Source organism: Nocardiopsis suaedae, from assembly GCF_027706745.1.
In the GTDB taxonomy this organism is placed as follows: Bacteria; Actinomycetota; Actinomycetes; order Streptosporangiales; family Streptosporangiaceae; genus Nocardiopsis_A; species Nocardiopsis_A suaedae.
In genome coordinates, this window is sequence record NZ_JAQFWP010000030.1 from 1 (window position 1) to 24774 (window position 24774).

22 protein-coding genes are annotated in these 24774 nt (G+C 74.3%); 13 read left to right on the forward strand and 9 right to left on the reverse strand.

Annotated features, from left to right (window positions below):
• Positions 1-1431: 1431 nt before the first annotated feature.
• The 3 genes from O4U47_RS16470 to O4U47_RS16480 all read left to right on the forward strand — a co-directional run bounded on the left by O4U47_RS16470 (position 1432) and on the right by O4U47_RS16480 (position 3587).
• Positions 1432-2097: a DUF5701 family protein gene (locus O4U47_RS16470; RefSeq protein WP_270678756.1), complete on the forward strand. Its 666-nt coding sequence runs from the start codon at positions 1432-1434 to the stop codon at positions 2095-2097.
• A gap of 309 nt (positions 2098-2406) precedes the next feature.
• A complete protein-coding gene (locus O4U47_RS16475; RefSeq protein ID WP_270678757.1) occupies positions 2407-2769 on the forward strand; it encodes a peptidase inhibitor family I36 protein in 363 nt (120 codons plus the stop codon).
• Between the two features lie 275 nt (positions 2770-3044).
• Complete coding sequence (locus O4U47_RS16480) at positions 3045-3587, forward strand: GNAT family N-acetyltransferase (RefSeq protein WP_270678758.1); 543 nt, start codon at positions 3045-3047, stop codon at positions 3585-3587.
• A 52-nt stretch (positions 3588-3639) separates the two neighbouring features.
• Here the strand turns inward: O4U47_RS16480 and O4U47_RS16485 are convergent, their stop codons facing one another.
• Positions 3640-4608 carry a hypothetical protein gene (locus O4U47_RS16485; RefSeq protein WP_270678759.1) on the reverse strand — a complete coding sequence of 323 codons (969 nt, stop codon included), beginning with the start codon at positions 4606-4608 and terminating at the stop codon, positions 3640-3642.
• Positions 4609-4687: 79 nt separating this feature from the next.
• Positions 4688-5425: a phosphatase PAP2 family protein gene (locus O4U47_RS16490; RefSeq protein ID WP_270678819.1), complete on the reverse strand. Its 738-nt coding sequence runs from the start codon at positions 5423-5425 to the stop codon at positions 4688-4690.
• Positions 5426-6121: 696 nt separating this feature from the next.
• Here O4U47_RS16490 and O4U47_RS16495 point away from each other — a divergent pair.
• The 6 genes from O4U47_RS16495 to O4U47_RS16520 all read left to right on the forward strand — a co-directional run bounded on the left by O4U47_RS16495 (position 6122) and on the right by O4U47_RS16520 (position 12213).
• Positions 6122-6790 carry a GntR family transcriptional regulator gene (locus tag O4U47_RS16495; protein ID WP_270678760.1) on the forward strand — a complete coding sequence of 223 codons (669 nt, stop codon included), beginning with the start codon at positions 6122-6124 and terminating at the stop codon, positions 6788-6790.
• A gap of 383 nt (positions 6791-7173) precedes the next feature.
• Complete coding sequence (pdhA, locus tag O4U47_RS16500; RefSeq protein ID WP_270678761.1) at positions 7174-8283, forward strand: pyruvate dehydrogenase (acetyl-transferring) E1 component subunit alpha; 1110 nt, start codon at positions 7174-7176, stop codon at positions 8281-8283.
• Between the two features lie 18 nt (positions 8284-8301).
• Positions 8302-9300, forward strand: a complete 999-nt coding sequence (locus O4U47_RS16505; protein WP_270678762.1) for an alpha-ketoacid dehydrogenase subunit beta — start codon at positions 8302-8304, stop codon at positions 9298-9300.
• A gap of 13 nt (positions 9301-9313) precedes the next feature.
• Positions 9314-10591 carry a dihydrolipoamide acetyltransferase family protein gene (locus O4U47_RS16510; RefSeq protein ID WP_270678763.1) on the forward strand — a complete coding sequence of 426 codons (1278 nt, stop codon included), beginning with the start codon at positions 9314-9316 and terminating at the stop codon, positions 10589-10591.
• A gap of 243 nt (positions 10592-10834) precedes the next feature.
• The gene (locus tag O4U47_RS16515; RefSeq protein ID WP_270678764.1) at positions 10835-11452 is read left to right on the forward strand and encodes a GNAT family N-acetyltransferase; all 618 of its coding nucleotides are present in this window, start codon (positions 10835-10837) and stop codon (positions 11450-11452) included.
• A 248-nt stretch (positions 11453-11700) separates the two neighbouring features.
• On the forward strand, positions 11701-12213 hold the full coding sequence (locus O4U47_RS16520; protein ID WP_270678765.1) for an NUDIX domain-containing protein: 513 nt from the start codon (positions 11701-11703) through the stop codon (positions 12211-12213).
• On the opposite strand, the gene O4U47_RS16525 is transcribed toward O4U47_RS16520, so the two are convergent.
• Positions 12176-13105: a Gfo/Idh/MocA family protein gene (locus tag O4U47_RS16525; protein ID WP_270678766.1), complete on the reverse strand. Its 930-nt coding sequence runs from the start codon at positions 13103-13105 to the stop codon at positions 12176-12178. The two genes, O4U47_RS16520 and O4U47_RS16525, sit on opposite strands and share 38 nt — an antisense overlap.
• Positions 13106-13151: 46 nt before the next feature.
• On the opposite strand from O4U47_RS16525, the gene O4U47_RS16530 reads away from it, so the two are divergent.
• Positions 13152-13760: an HXXEE domain-containing protein gene (locus tag O4U47_RS16530; protein ID WP_270678767.1), complete on the forward strand. Its 609-nt coding sequence runs from the start codon at positions 13152-13154 to the stop codon at positions 13758-13760.
• On the opposite strand, the gene O4U47_RS16535 is transcribed toward O4U47_RS16530, so the two are convergent.
• Positions 13723-14304, reverse strand: coding sequence for an NADAR family protein (locus O4U47_RS16535; RefSeq protein ID WP_270678768.1), 582 nt, complete (start codon positions 14302-14304; stop codon positions 13723-13725). The two genes, O4U47_RS16530 and O4U47_RS16535, sit on opposite strands and share 38 nt — an antisense overlap.
• 175 nt (positions 14305-14479) lie before the next feature.
• On the opposite strand from O4U47_RS16535, the gene O4U47_RS16540 reads away from it, so the two are divergent.
• Together O4U47_RS16540 and O4U47_RS16545 are read left to right on the forward strand one after the other, a co-directional pair.
• Positions 14480-16291 (forward strand): S9 family peptidase, encoded by a 1812-nt coding sequence (locus O4U47_RS16540; RefSeq protein ID WP_270678769.1) that lies wholly within the window; start codon positions 14480-14482, stop codon positions 16289-16291.
• Between the two features lie 2 nt (positions 16292-16293).
• Positions 16294-17022 (forward strand): GntR family transcriptional regulator, encoded by a 729-nt coding sequence (locus O4U47_RS16545; RefSeq protein ID WP_270678770.1) that lies wholly within the window; start codon positions 16294-16296, stop codon positions 17020-17022.
• 134 nt (positions 17023-17156) lie between these two features.
• Here the strand turns inward: O4U47_RS16545 and O4U47_RS16550 are convergent, their stop codons facing one another.
• From O4U47_RS16550 to O4U47_RS16565, 4 genes are all read right to left on the reverse strand, one after another.
• Positions 17157-18218: an aspartate-semialdehyde dehydrogenase gene (locus tag O4U47_RS16550; protein WP_270678771.1), complete on the reverse strand. Its 1062-nt coding sequence runs from the start codon at positions 18216-18218 to the stop codon at positions 17157-17159.
• The gene (locus O4U47_RS16555; protein ID WP_270678772.1) at positions 18215-19486 is read right to left on the reverse strand and encodes an aspartate kinase; all 1272 of its coding nucleotides are present in this window, start codon (positions 19484-19486) and stop codon (positions 18215-18217) included. The genes O4U47_RS16550 and O4U47_RS16555 overlap by 4 nt, the downstream gene beginning before the upstream one ends.
• Positions 19487-19706: 220 nt before the next feature.
• Positions 19707-20306 (reverse strand): recombination mediator RecR, encoded by a 600-nt coding sequence (gene recR / locus O4U47_RS16560; protein ID WP_270678773.1) that lies wholly within the window; start codon positions 20304-20306, stop codon positions 19707-19709.
• A gap of 211 nt (positions 20307-20517) precedes the next feature.
• Positions 20518-20868: a YbaB/EbfC family nucleoid-associated protein gene (locus O4U47_RS16565; RefSeq protein ID WP_270678774.1), complete on the reverse strand. Its 351-nt coding sequence runs from the start codon at positions 20866-20868 to the stop codon at positions 20518-20520.
• Positions 20869-21025: 157 nt separating this feature from the next.
• Between O4U47_RS16565 and O4U47_RS16570 the strand changes: the two genes are divergently transcribed.
• A complete protein-coding gene (locus O4U47_RS16570; protein ID WP_270678775.1) occupies positions 21026-22165 on the forward strand; it encodes a methyltransferase domain-containing protein in 1140 nt (379 codons plus the stop codon).
• A 176-nt stretch (positions 22166-22341) separates the two neighbouring features.
• Here O4U47_RS16570 and O4U47_RS16575 read toward each other — a convergent pair whose 3' ends face one another.
• A complete protein-coding gene (locus O4U47_RS16575) occupies positions 22342-24642 on the reverse strand; it encodes a DNA polymerase III subunit gamma and tau (protein WP_270678776.1) in 2301 nt (766 codons plus the stop codon).
• Positions 24643-24774 lie beyond the last annotated feature (132 nt).

Genomic DNA, 24774 nt, shown 5'->3' on the forward strand with positions numbered 1-24774 from the left:
GCGGGCGGCGCGTAACCGGCATACCGGACACAGAACACTGGAACGGGTATCCGGCGCGGTGAAATGGTCACCCCAGAAGGGACCGGGCGGCAGAACCGCCACCCCCGCCACCCCGAGGGCCTCCGCCCCCGGAAGGACCTTCACACCCCGGCCATCCCGGGCACGCGGACGGGGCCCCGGCGGCCCTGCGCGGCGAAAGGACCATCGCCGAAGGCGATCGTGTGGCGGAACCGCCACGCAGGACGGCCCCGGGCCGCCTGTTGCGCCCGGAAGGCGGGTTCCGGCCCGGCCCCTACCCGCCCGGTGTCCGGTTCGCCCGGCTCCCGAGCCATGGAGGCTCCTCCCCCGCCCTGATCGACGCCCGGGGCGGCGGCACGGGCAGCAGGGGTGCGCGGTCATCGCGATCCCAGAACACGTTCTGCCTCCGAAAGAGCCCCAAACGGCACACCCGGACCGCTTACCGCCCCCACTGTCACTGCGGGTAGCCGATATCGGCCCCGAGTGAACCCCGGGCGCCCGGCGGGGGCGCCCAGGTGCCGCTGAACCTGCTCCAACACCCGAGGCGAACGCCACATGCAGGCATGAACCGGGCATTCCGTTCCCAGAACGTGTTCTGGAATCGTCGGCTTCGCACGCCCGGAGCCCCCGCGGGTGTCGCTGAGCGCGCTCCGCGCCCCTCCCACCCCTTAACACGGAGTGTTCGCCCAGGTCACGGCGGTGCCGGGTACGGGGCGGGCCCGGCGGCGGCGGGCCCGGGCGTCGGAGAGCACGAACCCCGACCCCTGCGTCTCACCATGCGGGAGGTTCTCCGTCGAGGGGTGCACGTTGGTTGAGACCACCCCCGAAACCGGGCAACCGGCCGCATCCCGGCGAACCGGAACCCGCCTCTCGGGCGCCACGAACCCCCTCAGAGCATCCCGCGCAGCGAAAAGTACACCCGCCCGCGGATCGGGTGGCGCATCCGCCACACACGACCGCCACCCCCTCCCACCCCCGCCCGGTATGCCCGGATTATGCCCCCCGGGCGCCCCGCCGCCGCCCACCCGGACCGCGAGGAACCCGCCCGACGGCAAGCAGGCCCAGGGAACCGCCCCGCTTCCGCCATCGCCGCCCACCACCGGGACCACGCACACACCCGGCAGCCGACAGAACAGCATGCAGGGCCGCCGACCCGCGTCGTTGGCGCCCTCCACCCGGCACTCGACAGCCCGCCACCCGGCCGGAGCCCACAAGCGGGGCACCGGTTCTGCCGTCGTTGCCGATTCGGGTCGACCGCCCGCACGTCCGGGAACACCGGCGGGGCGGAATCCGTTGAGCGCTGCGCGACCGGAGCGGCGGGGGCGGGGTCGCGCCCGCCGGGACCGGTGCGTGCCGGTCTGCTCGCCTGCGCGGGCACCCGGGAACCCCCCGACCGCGAGAACGAGGAGTTCTGTGACCGCTGAACCGACCACCGCTCCCCTGCCTCCGCTGCCCTCCCTCGGTGACCAGGCGGAGCGCCTGATCGCGCTGGGGGTGCACGACCGGGCGGGGATCACCGCCGACGACGTGCGCGCGTTCACCGGCAAGGCCGCCGGAGACGCCGCCGGGAACGGCGGCGCCCTGCTCGCCGTCCACCCGGACCGGGCCCCCGCATCGGCGCTCGCGCCGCTGCTCCGGCGCGGTGGCAAACCCGGATTCATCGTCACCGACATGACCGACGTCGACCGCTTCGCCCCTGTCGGGATCGACCTGCCCGATGCCCCGCTGTACCTGCTCACCGGCGTGGACCGCGGCGACCGCATGTCCGACTGGAGCCCCGAGGAGGCCCTGCCCGAGCTCGAGCGGGAGGGCCGCTCCCCGCTCCTGCTCACCGAGGGCGTGCACTGGGTGCTTCAGCAGCCCGAGGCCCTGGACCGCAACCTCTGCTTCATGACCATCGGGTCCCGTCTCCGCAAGGAGAACGGGAGGTTCGACTCCCGCACGCCCGCCATCTGGATCAGCAACGGGACCGGGAGGGACGGCAAGGAGCGCCGCGACGCCCCCAAGGTCGGCTGGTGCTGGTGGGGCAACCGCCACACCTGGCTCGGCTTCGGCTCCGCCGTGGCCCGCACGGTCTAAGGCGCCTACCGGGCGGGAGAGGTCCCACTCCGCAGGGCGCGCCCGCCCAGCTGCGGTGCCGCGCGGGCGCATCTGGCGCGGTGCCGCACGGGCGGGGCGCCTCCGGCGCGGTGACGCGGGTTCCGTCCGGCTGCGGTGGTGCGGGGGCAGCGGGTACGGCGCCGCGCGGGCGCGTCCGCCCGGGGCCGGAGAGCGACCGGCTCCGGTCTCCGTGCGCACGGACGGGGCGGGTTGGGCACGGAGTGTGCCGGGAACATCACCGATCGGGGTGGGCTCGGAACGGCCGGGCCGCCCCGCGAGGAGGGTCACGTGCACACGGCCATCCGGGTCGGCGCGGTCCTGGCGGCCGCCGCCACCGCGCTCCCTGTCACCGCTTCCACCCCCGCAATGGCCGACGGCTACTGCCGGGCGGGCCACGTCTGCATGTGGGAGGACGCCCACTACCAGGGGAGCCGGTACATCGACGTCCGCGCCGGCGGCCCCTACGACATCGACTGGTGGAACGGCGACAACGAGATCAGCAGCGTCGACAACGCCTCCGACCTCTACATCGTGATGTACGACAACGACAACACCACCGGCTTCCTCGGCTGCGTCGCACCGCATCAGCGGATCCCATCGCTCTGGCGCAACGACGAGATGGAGAGCTTCATCGCCCGCGACTTCTGCTGACCGGTCCGGTCGGGGACCAGCCAGGGACCGGCCGGGGTCCGCCGCCCCGGCCGGTCGGCGGGCCGTCGACGGCGGGCGGTGGGTCGTCGAGGGCGAACCGCGGGCCGTCGCGGGCCGCCGGGGGACGGCGGCCGACCGCCGGAGAGAGGCGGCGCCGCCGGGAGGGCTGCCGACCCGGACCCGGTGCCGCCGCTTGCCGCCGCTTGTCCACATTCGGACATGGATTCCGGTTTTTCCGCTTGTTGTCCGTGTGTCCGACCCGATAGAACACTCCAATGCTCAAAGGAACCAAGGTCGGGCTCCGGGCGCGGCACGACGAGGACATTCCCGTGCTGCTCGCCGAGCTCTACGACGACGTCGTCAACGGCTCCCGGGCCGACGGGCAGCCCTGGAGGCCGCTCACGCCCGGGACCAAGGACCCGCGGCTCGTCGTCGACGACTCCAACCGGCAGACCGTGCAGTTCTCCGTGGTGGAGCTGGAAGGCGGAACACTCATCGGGACCGCGGTTCTCGCGGGCATCGACCCCCACCACCGGTCCGCGCACGTCGGACTCGGCCTGCGGCCCGGCCACCGCGGGAAGGGCTATGGCACCGACGTGGTCGCGGCCCTGTGCCACTACGGCTTCACCGTGCGCGGCCTCAAGCGGCTGCAGATCGAGACGCTGGCGGACAACTTCGCCATGCTGCACGCCGCCGAGCGCAACGGCTTCGTCCGCGAGGGGCGGACGCGCTCTTCGGCCTGGGTGATGGGCGAGTTCCTCGACGAGGTGGTCCTCGGCCTCCTCGCCGAGGAGTACAAGGAGCGCAAGGAGAGCTGAACCGAACGGCGAAAGGGGCGCCGGGCCGCACGCGGCCCGGCGCCCCCTCGCGTCAGTCGAGCTCGTCGAGCTCCAGGATGTAGACCGGCCACCGGTCGATGACCTCCAGGCCCGCGCGGTCCGCCGCCTCCGCGACGGTCTCGTCGTCGAACTCCTGGAGGTGGAACTCGCGCACCCCCTCGGCGCCGCGCAGGCCCTCGACGGCCTCGGCCAGCGCCCCGGCCAGCGCCTCCGGCTCGGGGCCGCGGTGCACCACCAGGCCCGCCGACGCCGTGCCCATCCCGTCGACCACCACCGTGAACTGGGCCGAAGGGACGCCGTCGCCGTCCTCGGGCATCAGGTCGAAGGTGGCCTCGCCCACGAGCAGGTCCGGGCCGAGGTGGCTGTTGTCCAGCCACTCCCGCACCTCCTCGCGGTCCCAGTCCTCGCCGAAGTCGTTGTCGGCCCCGAACGCCCGGTACAGCTCGACGTAGGTGTCGAGCAGCGCGTCGTCGGGCTCCGTCGGCATCGTGCGCACCCGCACCGGCGGCAGGCCGGGCGGGCGCCGCCACTCGGCGCCCGCGCCCCAGGTGCGGCCCTCCTCGCGCTCGACCTCGGCGCCGAGCCGCTCGGCCAGGCGGGCGTCGGTCTCGCGGTGGGTCGGCGACCAGAGCAGCGCGTCGTGCCCCAGCTCCGCCGCGCGCGCCGCGGCCTCCCGGACGATCCGCTCCACCAGCGCGAACTCGGCGTCGGTGGTGTCGCGCACGGGCTCGGCGCCGCCCTTGAGCCCCTCGGCCTCCATGGCGGCCAGCGCCCACTGCAGGTGCGGCCCCTCGTCGTCCGGGTCGTCGGGGGCGAGCAGCACCGCCCACCCCTCCAGTCCTTCCGGGCCGCGGGCGACGACCGCCCCGAGCACACCGAGGTCGTCGTCCTCCCCGCCCTCCCCGGGCTCGGGCGGCTCCACCCCGGCGGCGGCGCACAGCTCCTCCGCCAGCCGGTCGAGGATCGCCGGATCGCGCTCGAAGCTCAGTTCCACGGCCATGTGCCACTCTCCCCTGTTTCCCCCGGTGCGTCCGGTCCCCGCCGGAGACTACCGACGTCCGGGGGCCGGGGCGGCCCGGTCACGCCGCGCGCGGCTCCCGCTCGTCGGACGGCGGCCGGTCCGACTCGTCCCCGCTCCAGAAGCTGCCGCCGTACCAGGGCCACCACATGGTGGTCCGTCCGCCGGGGATCATCGCGTCCAGGCACATCACGATCCGCAGCGACAGCCCGCCGGCGATCATGCCCGTCGCCAGGTCGGTGAACCAGTGGAAGTGCAGGTAGGCCGAGACGAAGGACTGCAGCAGCGCGATGCCGACGATGCAGAACCCCAGGCGGCGGATGATGTGCGGGCGCGCCGCCTGGTAGCGGATGATCAGGAACAGCACCAGGCCGTAGATGAGGATGGCGTTGGCCCCGTGGCCGGAGGGGAAGGACACGCCCCCGGAGTCGCCGAAGAACGACGGGTCGTAGGTGCGGGGGTGGTTGCGCGAGAAGAACAGCTTCATCGCCGCGACCAGGCTCATCATGCCGACGACGCCGACGGCTCCGAGGATGATCGGCCGCCAGGAGCGGTGCCGGTAGGCGAGCTGGAGCGCGGTGGCCGCCAGCACGGGGATGGCGACGAACCGCGAGGCGACCGTGTCGGGCCACAGGATCAGGAACTCGCGGATCTCGTCCCAGTACGGCCGAGGTGCGTTGTTGATCAGATTGTCGATAGGGTGCAACGGGCCGGCCGAGAGCATCGTCATCGTGATGAGCAGCACGGCCATCGCGATCGCGATCTTGTCAGAGGCGATCCCCCATGCGATCTCGCTCACACTGGGCCAGGTGACACGGCCGTCCTTGGCGCCGCGCGCCGCCTTGGCGGTCAGGCGCGGCACCGTGTCCAGGGCGCGACGCTGTCTATGGGGTGGCGCCGGTGTCGGCCCCGCGCGTCGCGACGGCTTCGACCTTGTCCGCGATGTAGGCATCATGTGTGCTCAGTGCTGTCTCACGTTTCGTGGGCTGGCCTGCGGCACGGGTGTGCTTCGGGGGACGGGCTCGCCGCTCGGACTCGTACGGGGAATGGGGAACGTCTCTCGGGCGCGAGGTCAGAGCACCCGGTTCCGGACTGCGGAACCGCCGCGGGTCCGGGGCCGCGGGGGCGGAGCGGGAAGGAGGCGGATCCGCTCGTGCGCGGGGACGGCCGGTCACCGGGAGGGGTCCCGCGCTCCACGTTACCCGGTTTTGATCGAACATTTCCGACAGGAGAGCATAGCGCTCCACTCCGTCAAGGGGCGCGGCGCCCCGGTGGCTACGATCGTCCTACCTCGCACTTTGCCGTCCGGTCAGCGGAGTTCGGGGCGAAGTTCACCCGCACGCGCCCCGACCGTGAGCGTTCCGTTAGCACATCCGAGGTATCGGTCGTCCGATATTTCCGCCGGAGGCGGCCCGTTCCGGGCGGCTAAGGTGCAAGCGCTCCCCTACGACCGGGACCGCCGCGGCAGCGGCGCCCCCGACCAGAAAGGCCGTTGATGCCCGCCACGCCCGACGACGCCGCACGGGTGGCCCGCAACCCCCTCCGCGAGCAGATCCGCCGCGTTCTGGTGGAGGGTCTGCTCTCGGGGAGGTGGAAGCCCGGCGAGCGCATCGTCGAACGCCGGATCGCCGCAGAGCTCAACGTCAGCCAGGCCCCCGTGCGGGAGGCGCTGCGCGAGCTGGAGACGCTTCGGCTGATCGACTCGGTCCCGAACAAGGGGGCGCGGGTTCGCGAGTTCGGTGTGGCGGACATGGCGGAGATCTATCCCGTCCGGGCCGGTCTCGAACGCGTCGCGGCCGAACTCGCCGCGGACCGGCTGGCCGAGGACCCCGCGCCGCTCCGGGACGAGGTGGAGCGGCTGCGCCGCGCCACCGAGGAGGGCGACGTGGAGGAGCAGATCCGGCACAGTGTGGAGTTCCACCGCCGGATCGTCCTGGCCGCCCGCAACGACGTGCTGCTGCACACCTGGGAGTCGCTGGGCGTGGAGGTGTGGACCCGGCTGTCGGTGCGCTGGCTGGACATGGAGCTGCACGCCAAGGCGGCCGACCACGCGCGCATCACCCGGGCGTTCGTGGAGCGGGATCCGGACGTGGGGCGGATGCTGAGTGAGCACGTTCACAATTACGTCGACGCCGCCATGAAGTCCCGCGACGCGGGGAACTGACCGTCCCAGACCGCCCGGGACCGCCGGCCCGCCCCGGGGGCGGGGGCCGGTTTCGCCCGGGATTTCCTCTAGAGTCGGATTGATCGATCATCGATCAATCCGTAGAGTGTCCGCGACGCACGTCACACGCGCAGGGCTCGCCACCCGCCCGGCGGTTCCCTTCAGGGCGAACGCCCCTGCAGGAATGGCCGCCGACCCGTGGGGAAACGAGCACAAGAGAGTTCTTCGCACACGAACAACTCCACAGCCACCGAGCGCCGCGCCGTTGAGCCCGGCTGCGCGCTCCCCCGCCCCGGACCCGCCGCACAGCGGGCCACGGGCACCGGTCCCTCGCGGCCCATCGGTCCCGGGAGGGCCGATCCCGCACGTAGAAAGGCACCACCATGGCTGACACGGCCAAGCCGAAGGGCGGCGGCACCGCCAGGAACTCGGGCGGCCGCAGGCGCAACCGGTCCGGCGCCGCGCAGAAGATCGCCGACGAGCAGCCCAAGGTCCTGCTCGACTACTACCGGCAGATGCTGCTGGTCCGCCGGTTCGAGGAGCGCACCGCCCAGGCCTACACGCAGGCCCGCATCGGCGGCTACTGCCACCTCAACCTCGGTGAGGAGGCCACCGTCGTGGGCCTGATGACGGCCCTCAAGGACGAGGACTACCTCTTCACCAACTACCGCGACCACGGCTACGCGATCGGCAAGGGCATGAGCCCCCGCCGCGTCATGGCCGAGCTCTACGGCCGCTCCACCGGCGTGTCCAAGGGCTGGGGCGGGTCCATGCACATGTACGACACCGAGGTCCGCATGCTCGGCGGGTACGGCATCGTCGGCGGCCAGCTCCCCCTGGCCACCGGTGCCGCCCTGGCCGTGTCCTACCGCGGCGGCGACGAGGTCGTCATGTGCCAGATGGGCGACGGCACCACCAACATCGGCGCCTGGCACGAGTCCCTCAACATCGCCGCCCTGTGGAACCTGCCCATCGTCTTCGTGGTGATCAACAACTTCACCGGCATGGGCACCACCGTCGACATGTCCTCGGCCGAGCCCGAGCTGCACAAGCGCGGCTCCGCCTTCCGCATCGAGGGCGTCAAGGTCGACGGGCGCAACGTGCTGGAGGTCCGCGACGCCGCCGCCGACCTGGTCGAACGCGCCCGCTCCGAGCAGCGCCCCTTCCTGCTGGAGGCCACCAGCTACCGGATGAAGGGCCACTCCGTCGTCGACCCGGCCAAGTACCGCACCGAGGAGCAGGCGGCCGAGGCCAAGGACGAGCAGAACGACCCGGTCGCCATCTTCGCCAAGCAGCTCAGCGACGCCGGCGTGCTCACCGACGAGCTGCGCGAGGAGATCGCCGCGTCCGTCAAGGAGGAGGTGGCCGACGCCGCCGACTTCGCCGAGAACAGCCCGCACCCCGACGTGTCGACGCTGTTCGACTACACCTACGCCACCCCCGTGGCGAACGAGTCGCGCCGCATGCCCGCCGACCCGGTCTTCGCCGAGTAGAAGTAAGGAGAGCGGGACATGTCCGTCATCACCTACCGCCAGGCCCTGCGCGACACCCTGCGCGCCGAGATGCTCCGCGACGAGAACGTCTTCGTCATGGGCGAGGAGATCGGCGTCTTCGAGGGGTCCTACAAGATCACCGAGGGGCTGCTCAAGGAGTTCGGCGAGAAGCGCGTCCGGGACACCCCCATCGCCGAGGAGGGCTTCGTCGGCGCCGCCGTGGGCTCGGCGATGCTGGGGCTGCGCCCGGTCGTCGAGCTCATGACGATCAACTTCTCCCTCATCGCGATCGACCAGATCGTGAACCACGCCGCCAAGGTCTACGGCATGTTCGGCGGCCAGACCCCCGTGCCGATGGTCATCCGCACCCCCGGGGGCGGCGGCCAGCAGCTCGGGGCGACGCACTCGCAGAACATCGAGCTGTACTACTCCTTCGTCCCCGGCCTGAAGGTGCTGGCCCCCAGCACCCCGGCCGACGCGGCCTCCATGTTCCGCGCCGCGGTCCGCGACGACGACCCGGTGCTGTTCCTGGAGAACCTCGGCCTGTACAACACCAAGGGCGAGGTGCCCGAGGGCGACGAGAGCGTCGCCGAGATCGGCAGGGCCAAGGTCACCCGCGAGGGCACCGACATCACCCTCATCGGCTACTCCCGCATGGCCATGGTGGCCGGGCAGGTCGCCGAGCGGCTGGCCGAGCAGGGCATCAGCGTCGAGGTGGTGGACCTGCGCAGCCTGCGCCCGCTGGACCGGGAGACCGTGGTCGAGTCGGTCCGCAAGACCAGCTGCGCGGTCATCTGCGAGGACGACTGGCTCACCTACGGCATCGGCGCCGAGATCGCGGCCTCCATCCAGGAGGGGGCGTTCGACTACCTGGACGCCCCGGTGCGCCGCGTCGCCATGGCGGAGGTCCCCATGCCCTACGCCAAGCCGCTGGAGACCGCCGCCCTGCCGTCGGTCGAGTCGATCACCACCGCCGTCAAGGAGACCCTGGACGCCGTCGGCCGGCGCGTGGGTTGAGGGGAAAGCACTGATGTCCGAGATCTACATGCCGCGCCTCTCCGACACCATGGAGGAAGGCGTCATCAGCTCCTGGGCCAAGAACGTCGGCGACAAGGTCGCCTCCGGCGATGTGCTGGTGGAGATCGAGACCGACAAGGCCGTCATGGAGTACGAGGCCTACGAGGACGGCTACCTCGTCAAACAGTTCGTGTCGGCCGGTGACACGGTGCCGATCGGCGCCGTGATCGGCTTCATCGGCGAGACGCCGGACGCCGAGGCCCCCGAGCCCGGCGGCGCCCCCGCGGCCCCCGCCGCCTCCGAGCCCGAGGCCGCCCCGGCCGAGGAGAAGGCGGCCGAGCCCGCGCCGGCCCCGGCCGCCGGGGAGGGCGCCGCCGGTGCGGAGGGCCCAGCGCGTCCGCGCACCTCTCCGCTCGCGCGCCGCCTGGCCAAGGAGTACGGCCTGGACATCGACGCGATCGAGGGCAGCGGGCCCAAGGGGCGCATCGTCCGCGCCGACGTGGAGGCCGCCCGCGACCGCGCCGCCTCCGGCGCCCCGGAGGCGGCGGCCGCCGCTCCGGCCGCCGCGGCCCCGGCCGCACAGGCGGGTTCCGAGGACCCGCGCGCGTCGGAGGAGCTCAAGGTCAGCCAGATGCGCAAGACCATCGCGCGCCGCATGGCCGAGAGCAAGCAGGAGGCGCCGCACTTCTACCTGCGCCGCACCATCGACGCCGAGCCGCTGAAGGCCTTCCGCGCCCAGATCAACGAGCAGCTCGCCGACACCGGCGTCAAGGTCAGCTTCAACGACCTGATCGTCAAGGCGGCGGCCACCACGCTGTCCGCCCACCCGGAGGTCAACCGCTCCTGGGAGGACGGTCGGCTGCTGCAGCACCACCGCGTCAACGTCGGGGTCGCGGTGGCGATCGACGAGGGCCTGGTCGTCCCGGTGCTGCACGGCACCGACAAGGCCACGCTCTCCGACATCTCCACCCGCACCCGGGAGCTGGCGGGCAAGGCGCGCGACGGCAAGCTCAAGCCGCAGGACATGAGCGGCGGCACGTTCAGCGTCAGCAACCTGGGCATGTTCGGGATCGACAGCTTCTCGGCGGTGATCAACACCCCCGAGTCGGCGATCCTGGCGGTGGGCGCCATGAAGCCCACGCCGGTGGTGCACGAGGGCGAGGTCGCCGTGCGCAACACCATCGCGCTGGAGCTGTCGGTGGACCACCGGGCGGTGGACGGCGCCGTGGGCGCCGCCTTCCTGAAGGACCTCGCCGAGGTCCTGGAGAGCCCGATGCGGATCATCCTGTAGCGGACGCTCCTGCGCACACCGCGGCAGCGGGGCGCCCCGGCCGGTCCTGTCCGGCGGGGGCGCCCCGTCGGCGTCTCCGGGGCGCGCCGGCCCGGTGCACGGCGGCGGGGCGCCGGGGCGGGCGCCGCGCCGCCGGGAGGAAAAACCCTCGACCGCCGCGGGGAAACGGGGCACAGTGGCGGCGGGTGGGCCCTCCGCGGTCCCCCCCTCGACCACGGCCCCGACCCGGAAGCACCCCACGACATGACCGACCCGTCCGCACCGGCCACGGGCGCCGCCCCGGTCCGCCCCGCGACCGAGGCCGACCTCCCGGCCATCGCCGACACCCTGGCCGACGCGTTCGCCGACTACCCGTGGACCCGGTGGGCGGTCCCCGCCGACGGGTACGCCGAACGCCTGCGCGCCCTGCAGCTCTACTTCGCCGAGCGCATCGGCCTGCCCTACGGCCGGGTGTGGACCACCGCGGACCACGCGGCCGCCTCGGTGTGGACCGTCCCCGACACCGAGATCCCGGCGGACCTGTTCACCTCCCCCGAGCTGGCCGCGCTCTACGGCGACCGGCTGCCCGAGGTGGGCCGGGCCGACGCGCTGCTCGAAGCGCACCGGCCGCACCGCCCGTGCTGGTTCCTCGCCACGGTCGGGGTGCGCCGGGACCGCCAGGGCGAGGGGCTGGGGCGCGCCGTCGTCGAGCCCGGCCTCCACGCCGCCGACGCCGCGGGAGCGCCGGTCTTCCTGGAGACCGCCACCGCCGACAACGTCCGCATCTACCGCCGTCTGGGCTTCGAGGTGACGGCCGAGGTCGACCTCCCCGGCGGCGCCCCGACCACCTGGTGCATGGAGCGTGGGCCCGGTTCCACGTGAAACACCCGATACGGGCGCCCGGCCGCGCCCGGCGCCGGGCCCTCCCCCACGCGCCGACGGGGGCCGCGCCCGCCCCCGCGCCGCACACGCCCCGGCCCCGCTCGATGCGGGCGGGGCCGCCACCGTGCGCCCCCGGTCCCGCGCAACAGGTGGCGCGGGGGCCGCGGATGCGCGATGGTGGTCAGCGGCGGGGTGGACGCGTGGCCGCGCCCCCGCAGCACACCATGCCGACCAGGAGAGACCGGACCATGCCGACCGTCTTCCCCCCACCCGGACCGGCCGCCCCGGCCGTGGAGGCCGCCGCCATCGTTCCCGGACCGGACTGGACCCTCACCTTCGTGCTGTGCGCCAGCGGACCGCAGGCCGGGCACTGGACCCTGCCCGGCGGCCGCACCGCCCCCGGGGAGAGCGCCGAGCAGGCCGCCCGGCGCGCCGCCGAGGAGGGCGCCGGACTGCGGACGGGCCCACTCGCCCCCACCGGGCTCTACGAGGTCCGGGGCGGCGACGGCGGCACCGGCGACCACCGGCACCTGCACGTCTTCCGCGCCCTGCAGCCCTACCCGGTGCCCGAGGGCTTCGACCCGGGCGAGGCGGGGGGCGTGGGCCAGGTGCACCCGCGCGACGTGCTGCCCCACCCCGCCCACATGCGGGTGCTCAACGACGCCGGGCTCGCCGACTACGACGAGGCGCTGGTGCGCCGCCTGATGCTGGCCGACGGGGTGCTCATGCGCCGCCTGGACGGCGACCCTCCGCCTGCGTGACGATCCGCTCGCACAGCTCGTGCGTGCGCAGGGCGTCCCGCGCGTCCAGCGGGGCGCCCGCGGCCACCGCCTCCAGGAAGGCCGTGCAGATCTGCTCGATGCCGCGCTGGCGCGCCACCGGCGTCCAGTCGCCCCGCCGCTCGGTGCGCAGCGCCCCGGCGTGCTCGACCGTCTCGCCCAGGCCGACGACGGTGAGCTTGCCGCCGTCCCCGGACACCTCCAGCCGCTCCTCCTTGGCACCGGAGACGCGGTTCATGGCGCCGATGGCCGTCCAGCCGCGCCCGGCCAGGCGCAGCACCACGTGCTCCAGCGAGCCGCCGCGCACCCGGGCGTCGACCGACACGTCGGCGGCCTCCAGGGCCTCGGCGCCGCCGGGGGCGAGGAAGCGCAGCGTGTCGACGACGTGGATGAAGTCGTCGAAGACCACCCGGCGCGGGGCGTCCGGGCGGTCCTGCTGGTTCTTCTGCAGGATGACCAGGTCGCGCGGGCGCTCCCGGGCGGCGGCGTACCCGGGCGCGTAGCGGCGGTTGAAGCCCACCATCAGCCCCACCCCGGCGCGCTCGGCGCGGGCGACGATCCGCTCGGCGGCCTCCAGCTCGGGGGCGAGCGGCTTGTCCACATAGGTGGGGACGCCCGCGTCGATGAGCGTCTCCAGCAGCTCGGCGTGGGCGCCGGTCGCGGCGTGCACGAACGCCGCCTCGGGCGGCCGGCGCAGCAGGGCGCCCAGGTCGGTGAAGCAGTCCCGGTCGGGGACGCGGTAGGCGGCCGCGGTCTCGGCCAGCCGCTCCGGCGAACGGGTCATGAGCACCGGCTCCACGCCGGGGCGGACGGCCAGGGTCGGCAGGTACGCCTTTCGGGCGATGTCGCCGAGTCCGATGATGGCTACTCTCATCCGCCGAAGGCTACCCGCGCCCGTGCACGGACATGGAAGGACCCGCATGGACGCCCATCCGCGCCGCCCGGTGCCCGCAGGGGCCGCCTGGGGCCTGTTCGTCGGCTGGGCCCTGCACGACGCCGAGGAGCCGGCCACCCTGCCCGGCTGGGCGCGGCGCGCCCGCCCCCGGCTCACCGCCGCCCTGCCCTGGGTGCCGGAGCGGGTGTGGGACCGGCTCACCCTCGACCGGGACCACACCGCCGGGGCGCTCGCGGTCATGGGGGCGGTCATGCCCGCGGCCTCCGCCGACGGCGCCCGCACCGGCGGCCGCAGCGCCTTCTACCGGACCGCCTTGGCCGGGTTCGGCCCGCACGCCCTCACCCACGTGGCGGCGTCGGCGGCGCTGCGCACCTACACGCCCGGGGTGGTGACGGCCCCGCTCGTGGTCGCCCCCTTCGCCGTGTGGGCCCACCGCCGCCTGAAGGAGGCCGGGGTGCCCCCGGCCGAGGGGGCCGCGGCGTGGGCCCTGCCCCTGTTCCCGGCCACCGCGGCGGCCGCCCACGGGCTGGCGCCCGCGGTGCTGCGCCTGGCCCGTGGCCGGCGCGGCGCGGACCGCAGGGGGCCGCACCGCGCCGTCAGCGCTCCGCGGCCAGCAGGCTCCGGGCGCGCATGAGGGCGAAGCCGAGCAGGTTCTCGCCCTTCCACCGGCCGGGGTCGAGGGCGCGTTCATCGCTTTCGGCCAGGCCGATCCCCCAGATGCGGTCCCTGGGGCTCGCCTCCACGAGGATCCGCTCGCCGGTGCCCAGAAGGAAGCCGCCCAGGCCGGGGTTCTGGCGGAACTTCTCGACCGAGCCGCGCACGACGAGGTCGAAGCGGTGTGCCCGCCACACGTCCTCGTCGAAGCCGGACACCTCGCGCCCGACGTGCTTCGCCCCGCCCGGGGTGCCCGCCTCCAGGACGCGGGCGGCGGCCCGGTCGTCGCCGAACAGGCGCGCCTTGCCCGCCATCATCCAGTGCTCGGCCGTCGCGTAGTGCTCGCCGTCCACGTCGAACCCGGCCGGCCACCACTGGCTCAGGCACCCCTTGCCGATCGAGCCGTCGCGCGCGGGGGCGTGCCCCCAGAAGAAGAGGAACCTCAGCCGCTCGCCCCGGGCGGACGCCTCCGCCAGCGACCCGCGCGTGACCGTGTCTCCCGTGGCGTCCCGCTGCTCCGCCATCGCTCCCGCCTCACACCTCTCGCCTGGACCCGGCCCCATCGTGGACCGGGCGCACCCCTCCCGCCACCCCTTTTCCCACCGTCCCCGCACCGACGTGACGATTCGTCCTAGAGTGGCCAAGTCGACTCGCGGATTCGCCTCCAATCGGCGCAAGTCCACTGCTTTACTAAGGATCATGGGCGAGCGTTGGCAGGACCGGTTCCGAGCCGGCAGGATCAGTCTTCCTTCCTGGGCCCGTGAGGCCCCTGACCGTTCCCTCTACCGCAGCAACTCCAGCGGGACGTGGGAGCTGTACACCTGGGACCGCACCACCGGCGAGCACCGCCAGGCCACCGCGCGCGGCCAGGGGACCGAGCTCGGCGCCCTCGACCCCACCGGGGCCTGGGTGTGGTGGTTCGACGACACCGACGGGGACGAGTTCGGCGTCTGGCGGCGCCGCCCCTTCGCCGGGGGGCCGGACACCGAGGCCGCGCCCGGCCTGCCGCCGTCCTACTCGGCCGGGCTGGCGCTGGGCGCCGACGGCACCGCGCTCGTCGGGCGCTCCACCGACGAGGGCTTCAGCGTCCACCTGTGCCGCCCCGGGCAGCCCCCGGCCGAGCTGTACGTCCACCGCCAGGAGGGCTACCTCGCCTCCCGCTCCGACGACGGCACCCTGTTCGCCATCGCGCACAGCGAGCACGGCGACTCCCGCCACACCGCCGTGCGCGTCTACCGCCTGCACGGCGCGGAGGCGGACTCCCCGCCGCGGGCCGAGGCCGTCGGCGACCTGTGGGACGGCCCCGGGCTCGCGCTGTACCCCGGCCACTTCTCCCCCGGCGGCCGCACCCTGCTGGTCGTGCACGAGCGGCGCGGCCGCGCCGAGCCCCTGCTGTGGGACCCCGTCACCGGCGAGGAGCAGGAGGTGCGCCTCGACGGCCTGCCCGGCGACCTCTCCGCCGACTGGACCCCCGACGGCAAGCAGCTGCTCATCGTCCAGGAGCACCGCGCCCGGTCCCGCCTGCACCTGCACACCCCCGACGGCGGGCGCACCGAGCCGCTGGACACGCCCCCGGGCCTGGTCGGCGCCGCCACGGCGCGCCCCGACGGCACCGTGGAGTACTCCTGGTCCAGCTCCCAGCTCCCGCCGGTGATCCGCAACACCCGCGGCGAGACCGTGCTCACCCCGCCCGGGGCCACCGCGCCGCCGTCGGTGCCGGTGCGCGACGTCGACGTGGAGGGGCCCGGCGGCGCCGTGCACGCCCTGGTGTCCGAGCCCGAGGCCGGAACCGCCCCCTACCCCACCGTCTTCCTGGTGCACGGCGGCCCCGAGGCCCAGGACACCGACGCCTTCTTCTCCGACGTCGCCGCCTGGGTCGACCACGGGTTCGCCGTCGTCCGGGTCAACTACCGCGGCTCCACCGGGTACGGCAGCGCCTGGCGCAACGCCATCGAGCGCCGCGTCGGCCTCACCGAGCTGGAGGACATCACCGCCGTGCGCGACTGGGCGGTGGCCTCCGGGCTGGCCGACCCGGCCCGGCTGGTGCTGGAGGGCGCCTCCTGGGGCGGCTACCTGACCCTGCTCGGGCTGGGCGTGCGCCCCGACGACTGGTCGCTGGGCATCGCCGCGGTGCCGATCGCCGACTACCCGGCCGCCTACGCCGACGAGATGGAGGCGCTGCGCGCCTTCGACCGGTCCATGTTCGGCGGCTCCCCGGAGGAGGTCCCCGAGCGGTACGCGGCGTCCTCGCCGCTCACCTACGCCGCCGACGTGAAGGCCCCGGTCCTCGTCCTCGCCGGGGAGAACGACCCGCGCTGCCCCATCCGGCAGATCGAGAACTACGTGGGCCGCCTGCGCGAGCTGGGCAAGCCGCACGAGGTGTACCGGTTCGACGCCGGGCACGGGTCCTTCGTCGTGGAGGAGCGCATCCGGCACATGGCCGCCGAGCTCGACTTCGCGCTGAGAAGCCTCGCCGGGGTGCCGGGAGGGCCCGTACCAGGGACCGCGTAGCCGTGGAGCCGCAACCGCGCTACGTGTGGATGGCCGAGCTGCTGCGGCGGCCGATCCTGTCCGGGGAGCTGGCCCCCGGCGACCGGCTGCCCTCCCGGTCCCGCCTCGCCCGCGCCTACGACGTGAGCGAGCAGGTGTCCCGGCACGCCCTGCGCCTGCTGGTCAACGAGGGGCTGGTGGAGGCGCGGCCCGGGGCGGGCTACTTCGTGCGGACCCCGCCGGACGTGCACCGCTTCCCGCGCACCGACCGCTTCTCCGGGGCCGGGGTGGGGCCGCTGCACACCTCCGAGTACGACGTCGCCACCGAGAGGGCGTCCGGCGGCCTGGCCCGGCGCCTGGTGCTGCAGGAGGGCGCCGCCGTCTTCCGCACCCGCACCGTCGGCACGGCCGAGGGCGAGCCGGTGGCGGTGCACACCGCCTGGGAGCCCACCGCGCTCACCAGGGGCACGCTGCGCAGCCCGGTCGACGCCCCGGAGGCGGGCGTGCTCGAACGGCTGGCCGGGGTCGGCGTCGGGGTGGACCGGGTGGTCGAGGAGGTGGGGGTGCGCCCGCTGCGGGCGCCCGAGGCGGCGTCGCTGCGCCTGCCGCCGGGGCGGCCGATGCTGGTGGTCGAGCGCACCCACTACAGCCAGGGGCGCCCGGTGGAGACGTCCGACCTGGTCGGGTCGGTCGACCAGTGCCGCCTGGTGTACCGGCTGGGCCTGACGCGGCCGCGCTGGCGCCGCCCCTGAGGGGGCGCCCTTGAGGGGGCGCCGGCACCGGAAAGGCCGCGGAAGAGGCGTGCGCCCGGCCCGCGCGGGACGCGGCCCGGGCGCACGGTGCCCTGGTCCCGGCCGGACCGGTGCCCGGTCCGGCCGGAGGGGGATCAGCCCTCGGTGAACTCCTTGGCGACGACCTCCGCGATCTGCGCCGTGTTCAGCGCGGCGCCCTTGCGCAGGTTGTCCCCGCACAGGAACAGGTCCAGCGAGCGCGGGTCGTCGATGGAGCGGCGGATGCGCCCCACCCACGTCGGGTCGGTGCCCACCACGTCGGCCGGGGTCGGGAACTCGCCGGCGGCCGGGTCGTCCTGCACCACCACGCCGGGGGCCGACGCCAAGAGCTCGCGTGCCTTGGCGGCGTCCACCTCCTGGTCGAAGGTGGCGTGCACGGACAGGGCGTGCGTGGTGACCACGGGCACGCGCACGCAGGTCGCCGCGACCTTCAGGTCGGGGTGGTCCAGGATCTTGCGGGACTCGTTGCGGACCTTCAGCTCCTCGGAGGAGTAGCCGTCCTCCTTGAGCGACCCGGCCCACGGCACCACGTTCATCGCCAGCGGGGCCGGGAACGGGCCCAGCTCCCCGACGGCCGAGCGCACGTCGCCCGCCCGCTCGCCCAGGGTGCGGTCGGCGGCCGCCGCCGCGACCTGGTCGCGCAGGGTGTCGATGCCCTCCTGCCCGGCGCCGGAGGCGGCCTGGTAGGAGGCGACGACCAGGTCGGTGGCGCGGTAGGCGCGGTGCAGCGCGCCGATGGCCACGATCATCGACAGGGTCGTGCAGTTCGGGTTGGCGATGATGCCGCGCGGGCGGTCGGCCACCTTCTCGGCGTTGACCTCGGGCACCACCAGCGGCACGTCCGGGTCCATCCGGAAGGCGCCGGAGTTGTCCACGGCCACCGCGCCGCGCTCGGCGGCGATCGGCGCCCACTCCTTGGAGACCTCGTCGGGCACGTCGAACATGGCGACGTCCACGCCGTCGAAGACCTCCGGCGCCAGCGCCTGGACCTCGACCTCCTCGCCGCGCACGGTCAGGCGCTTGCCCGCCGAACGGGGGGAGGCGACCAGGCGGATCTCGCCCCAGACGTTCTCCCGGGTGGAGAGGATGTCGAGCATCACGGTGCCCACGGCGCCGGTGGCGCCGACGACGGCGAGGGTGGGGAGACGGTTGCTCATCGGCCGGTACCTCCATAGACGACGGCCTCGACCTGGGCGGCGTCGAGCTGGAACTCGGTGTGCGCGGCCGCCACGGCCGAGTCGACCTGGTCCTCGGCCACGATGACGGAGATGCGGATCTCCGAGGTGGAGATCATCTCGATGTTGGTGCCCGACCCGGCGATCGCGTCGAAGAAGCGCGAGGTGACGCCGGGGTAGGAGCGCATGCCGGCGCCGATCAGCGACACCTTGCCGATCTTGTCGTCGTAGCGCAGCGCCTCGAAGCCCACCTTGTCCTGGATCTTCTTCAGCACCGCCATGGCGGTCTGGCCCGAGGACTCGGGGACGGTGAAGGAGATGTCGGTGCGCGACGTGGAGGCCGCCGACACGTTCTGCACGATCATGTCGATGTTGACCTCGGCCTCGGCCAGCACATTGAAGATGGCGGCGGCCTCACCGACGCGGTCGGGCACCCCCACCACGGTGATCTTGGCCTCGCTGCGGTCGTGCGCGACGCCGGAGATGATCGGTTGTTCCATGCCTTCGCTTTCCTCGACTTCGGAGACGACCCAGGTTCCGGGCTTCTGGCTGAACGACGAGCGCACGTGCAGCGGGATGTTGTACCGCCGGGCGTACTCCACGCACCGCAGGTGCAGGATCTTGGTGCCGCTGGCGGCCATCTCCAGCATCTCCTCGTAGGAGATCTTGGGGATGCGCTGCGCCGAGGGCACGATGCGCGGGTCGGCGGTGAAGACGCCGTCCACGTCGCTGTAGATCTCGCAGGCGTCGGCGTCCAGGGCGGCGGCCAGCGCCACCGCGGTGGTGTCGGAGCCGCCGCGGCCCAGCGTGGTGATGTCCTTGCTGTCCTGCGACACGCCCTGGAAGCCGGCCACGATGCAGATCGAGCCCTCGTCCAGGGCCTCGCGGATGCGGCCGGGGGTGACGTCGATGATCTTGGCGTTGCCGTGCAGGGACGTGGTGATGACCCCGGCCTGCGATCCGGTGAACGAACGGGCCTCGTAGCCGAGGTTCCCGATGGCCATGGCGACCAGCGCCATCGACATGCGCTCGCCGGCGGTCAGCAGCATGTCCATCTCGCGCCCGGGGGGCAGCGGGGACACCTGCTCGGCCAGGTCGAGGAGCTCGTCGGTGGTGTCGCCCATGGCCGAGACCACGACGACCACGTCGTATCCCGCCTTTTTCTGAGCGACGATCCGCTGGGCTACCCGCTTGATGGCCTCCGCGTCGGCGACGGAGGAGCCACCGTACTTCTGCACGATCAATGCCACGGTCGGCGCTCCTGAGGATTGGGATTCACGGTGATCAGATATGGAGTGTAGCGAGCGGTTTTCAGGGAGATACCCTCCCACCTGGGCAGAAAGGCACCGAGGGCTGGGCTTACCCGGAATGGGGGACGTTACTCGCGCTCATCGGCGAGCGGGCCGCGCCCGCTCCGGCGGCGCACCGCGGGACCGGGCCTTACGCCGGGGCTCCGCGCCCGGATGTGATCTAGAACTCCAGGCTTCTGCGGCCCTCGAAGGCCCGGCCGAGCGTCACCTCGTCGGCGTACTCCAGGTCGCCGCCGACCGGCAGCCCGCTGGCCAGGCGGGTGACTTTCAGGCCCATGGGTTTGACGAGGCGGGCGAGGTAGGTCGCCGTCGCCTCCCCCTCCAGGTTGGGGTCGGTGGCCAGGATCAGCTCGGTGACCCGGCCGTCCGACAGCCGCGCCATCAGCTCCTTGACCCGCAGGTCGTCGGGGCCCACGCCCTCGATGGGGCTGATCGCGCCGCCCAGCACGTGGTAGCGGCCGCGGAACTCGCGGGTGCGCTCGATGGCCACGACGTCCTTGGACTCCTCGACCACGCAGATGACCGCCTCGTCCCGGCGCGGGTCGCGGCAGATCCGGCAGCGCTCCTCCTCGGAGACGTTGCCGCACTCCTCGCAGAAGCGGACCCGGTCCTTGACCTCGACGAGGGCGTCGACCAGGCGCTTGACGTCGGCCTGCTCGGCGGCGAGCAGATGGAAGGCGATGCGCTGCGCGCTTTTGGGACCGACGCCGGGAAGCCGCCCGAGCTCGTCGATCAGGTTCTGGACCGCGCCTTCGTACATCGCCTACCCAAGGTGTCGCAGCTTTCGCCCTCCCACCGTAGCCGAGGACGCGTGCCGATCGGTCCCGGGCGCCCCGGAACACGGGGCGGCCGCCGGTGCCCGGCCCGGGCCGCCGTGCCGCCGGTACGGGCGGCACGGCCGCCGCCCGCGCACGGTGGCGGCGGGCGTCCCCGCCTTCGCCGGGACCGCCCGCCCGTCCGCCGGGCCGGGCCTACATGCCGGGCAGGCCCGGCATGCCGCCGCCGGCGCCGGGCATCCCGCCCAGGGCGTCGTTCAGTGGGCCCATCTTCTCCTGCTGGAGCCGCTCGACCGCCGACTCGGCGTCGCGCACCGCCGCCAGCACCAGGTCGGCGATGGTCTGCGCGCTCTCGGCGGGCTCCTCGGGGTCCACCGCCTTCGGGTCGATCGTGACGTCCTCGACGGTGCCGCGCCCGTTGACCACCACCGTCACCAGCCCGCCGCCGGAGGTCCCCTCGACACGGGACTCGTCCAGCTCCTGCTGGGCCTCCATGAGCTGCTGCTGCATCTGCTGGGCCTGCTGCAGCAGCGCCTGCATGTCCATTCCGCCGCCAGGGTTCACTGGGCCACTTCCCCTCGGATCGCTTGCCGACTCTGCCGAGACTAACCGCCGCGGGTTTACCGGCGCGCCCGCGCCGGGGACCATGACACCGGCGGCCGACGGCCGCCCCTGCGACACGCACCACCGGGGGCGACACGCGATGCCCAGCGCCGCACGGCGCCACCGTGCGCTCATCGACTCCCTCACCGCGTCCGGCGCGCTCGGCGACCGACGGCTGGCCGCGGCCTTCCGCGCGGTCCCCCGGCACTTCTTCGTCCCCCTGCACGGGGCGGCCACCGCCTCCGGGAGCCCGCTGGACGCCGACCGGGCGCCCGAGCGGTGGCTGGACGCCGCCTACGCGGACGAGCCGATCGTGGTGCAGGTCGACGACGGCGACCCGCGGCGGCCGGAGGGGGTGCCCACCTCGTCCTGTTCGGCGCCGGGCATCGTGGCCCGGATGCTGGAGGCCGCCCGCCTGCAGGACGGGCACCGGGTGCTGGAGGTGGGGACCGGGACCGGCTGGAACGCCGCCCTGCTGGCGGCCCGGCTCGGCGACGACCGGGTGGTGAGCGTGGAGATCGACCCGGAGGTGCTGGAGGGGGCGCGGGCGGCGCTGGTGCGCGCGGGCCGGACGCCGCGGACCGTGCGGGACGACGGGGAGTCCGGGTACCCGGAGGGCGCCCCGTACGACCGGGTGATCGCGACCTGCGCCGCCACCCGGGTGCCGCGGGCGTGGATCCGCCAGACCGTCAAGGGCGGTCTGGTGGTGCTGCCGTGGACGGCGATGGAGGGGGCCGGGGTGCTCGCCCGGCTGACGGTGCACGGGGACGGGTCGGCGAGCGGGCCGTTCCTGGGAGGGCTGGGGTTCATGCCGCTGCTGTCCCAGCGGCCGCCGCCCGCCGCGGCGCCGCCGCCGGAGGCCGAGCCGGACGAGACGCGGCTGCTGCACGGCCCCGACCCCGTCGCGCCGCTGACCCGGTTCCCGTCGGCGTTCGGGGTGACGGCGGCGGTCCGGCGGTGGCGGATGGGGCTGCGCGCGGTGCCGGGAGGCGCGGGGCGGCAACTGTGGTTGGTCTCGTCGGACGGGGAGTCGTGGGCCCGGGTGGTCCCGTCGGGGACGGCGTGGCGGGTCGAGCAGGCGGGGCCGCGGTCGCTGTGGGACGAGGTGGAGGACGCCCGTGAGGAGTGGCGCGCCCTGGGCGGTCCCGCGCCGGAGCGGTACGGCCTGACGGTCGCCGCGGACGGCGGCCACCGGGTGTGGCTGGACACCCCGGACGGCCCCGGATGGGACCAGGAATAGGCCCGGTCCCAGCGCCCCGCCCCTCCATCGTTGATCTCGGGGAAAAACGACGCTAAAACCGTGCTCGTAGCGTCGTTTTTCCCGAGATCAACGGGGATCCGCACCGGGGGGGCACCCTCAGGACCAACGCCGCCCGCGAGCACCGCCGCGGCGGCCGTCCGTCCTCCCGGCGGCGGTCAGCCCGTGTTGTGGTCGATCTCGTCGATCACCTTGCCGCCGAGTTCGGACTCGATCAGGGACAGCGCCGACGGCGGAGGCCCGCCGTCGTCGTCCAGGTCGTTCTCCGGGTCGGGCTCGTCCGGCTCCTGCGGCTCGGGGGCGGGGGCGGGGGCACGGCCCGGGGCGCCCGCCGTGTCCGGGGGCGGGGCCGCGGCCGCGTCCTCATAGGGGTCCGGTGGCGGCTCCTCCAGCCCCGTGGCGATCCGGCGGGCCTGCTGCGCCGCCGGGGCCGGCCCCGGTGCCGCTCCCCCGCCGGTGCCCGACTCGGGGCCCAGACCGTTCCCGGGCCCGGAGGGCCGGTCCCCCGATCCGCCCGGCGCCCCCGTACCGCCGGCGCCTCCTGGGCTTGCCGGTCCGGCGGGGCCGCCGGGTGCGCCGGGTGCGCCGGGTGCGCCGGACCCGTTGGGCCCACCTGCCGGGGGCAGGGGCCCGGGCGGCGCCGGGGCGGCCCCGCCCTGCGGGGCGTTGCCGGTCACCGCGACCACCCGCACCTCGGCGCCCAGCACCTGCTGGATCGCCTTGGACACGACCGCGTCGCTGCCGCTGTTGGAGAAGCCCTTGGCGTCGTTCGGCCGGGAGAACCCGAGCTGGACCATGTTCCCCTCGACGCCGACCGGGCGGACGTCGCTGCCGCTCAGCACCATCCAGGTGAACCGGCGCAGGCTCTTGACGGCCTCCATGACCCGGCCCCAGGACGCCTGGAGCGTGCCCACGTCGACTGGGCCGCCCCCCTGCGCCGACGACGGTGCCGACGGGGCCGGGGGCGCGGTCGGCCCGGCCGGGGCGGGCTGCGGTGCCGGGGCGGGCGGTGCCTGCGGCGCCGCCTCCTGGCGGGCCGCGCCCTCACCGGGGCGGACGGCCTCCGGCCAGTCGTCGTCCGCCGCGGCCGCCTGCGGCGCCGGTGCAGGCGCCGCCGGAGGGGAGGCCGCGGGGGCGGAGGGCGAGGCGTCGGGCTCCCGAACGGGTTCGGAGGGTGCAGGGGCGGGCGCAGGCGCCGAAGAGGCCGCAGGCGCCGGGGACGCCGCGGGCGGCGGGGCCTGGGGGGCCTGGGGGGCCTGCGCCGACGGCGCGGGCGCCGGGTTCACCGGCGCCGACGCCACCCTGCGCTCCAGCTGCTCCAGCCGCGCCGCCAAGGCGCCCGCGTCGCCCGGCGACGCCGCGCCGGGCAGGAGCACGCGCGCGCACGTCAGCTCCAGCTGCAGTCGGGGCGAGGTCGCCCCGCGCATCTCGGTCAGCCCCTGGTTCAGCACCTCGGCGGCGCGGGTCAGCTCGGCCGGCCCCAACCGGGACGCCTGCTCGCGCATCTTCTCCACCGCGTCCGGGGAGACGTTGATCAGCCCCTTGTCCAGGGCGTCGGGCACGGCCGCGAGCACCACCAGGTCGCGCACCCGCTCCAGCAGGTCGGCGGTGAACCGGCGGGGGTCGTGGCCGCCTTCGGCGACCCGGTCGATCAGGGAGAACGCCGCCGCGCCGTCCCGGTCGCCCAGCGCGTCGACCATCTCGGCGAGCAGCGAGGAGTCGGTGTAGCCGAGCAGCGCGACCGCGCCGTCGCGGGTGATGCCGTCCTCCCCGGACCCGGCGAGGAGCTGGTCGAGGATGGACAGCGAGTCGCGGGCCGACCCGGCGCCGGCGCGCACCACCAGCGGCAGTGCCGCCTGGTCGAAGGACACCCCCTCCTCGGTGAGGATCTCCTCCATCAGCTCGCGCAGCGTGCTCGGCGGGATCAGCCGGAAGGGGTAGTGGTGGGTGCGCGAGCGGATGGTGCCGATGACCTTGTCCGGCTCGGTGGTCGCGAAGACGAACTTCAGGTGCGGCGGCGGCTCCTCGACGAGTTTGAGCAGCGCGTTGAACCCTTCGCGGGTCACCATGTGCGCCTCGTCGATGATGTAGACCTTGTAACGCGAGTTGACGGGCGCGAAGAACGCCCGCTCCCGCAGGTCGCGCGCGTCGTCCACACCGCCGTGCGACGCCGCGTCGATCTCGATGACGTCGATGCTGCCGGGGCCGTCGGGCGCCAGGGCGACGCAGGCCTCGCACTCCCCGCACGGGTCGGGGGTGGGCCCCTGGTCGCAGTTGAGCGAGCGCGCCAGGATCCGCGCGCTGGAGGTCTTGCCGCAGCCGCGCGGGCCGCTGAACAGGTAGGCGTGGTTGATCCGGCCGTTGCGCAGCGCTTGGCGCAGCGGGTCGGTCACGTGCTCCTGCCCGCGCACTTCCCCGAACGTCGCGGGCCGGTACTTGCGGTACAGCGCGATGCTCACGGCGTGTTCACGGCTCCCTCGGTCGCATCCACGCCCCCCATTCAACCGCCTCCCGCCGACGGGACGCGCCGCGTTCGCCGAACCGGGCCGGGACCGCCGGGGACTGCGGGCCGGTGAGAGGGGGAGGGAAAC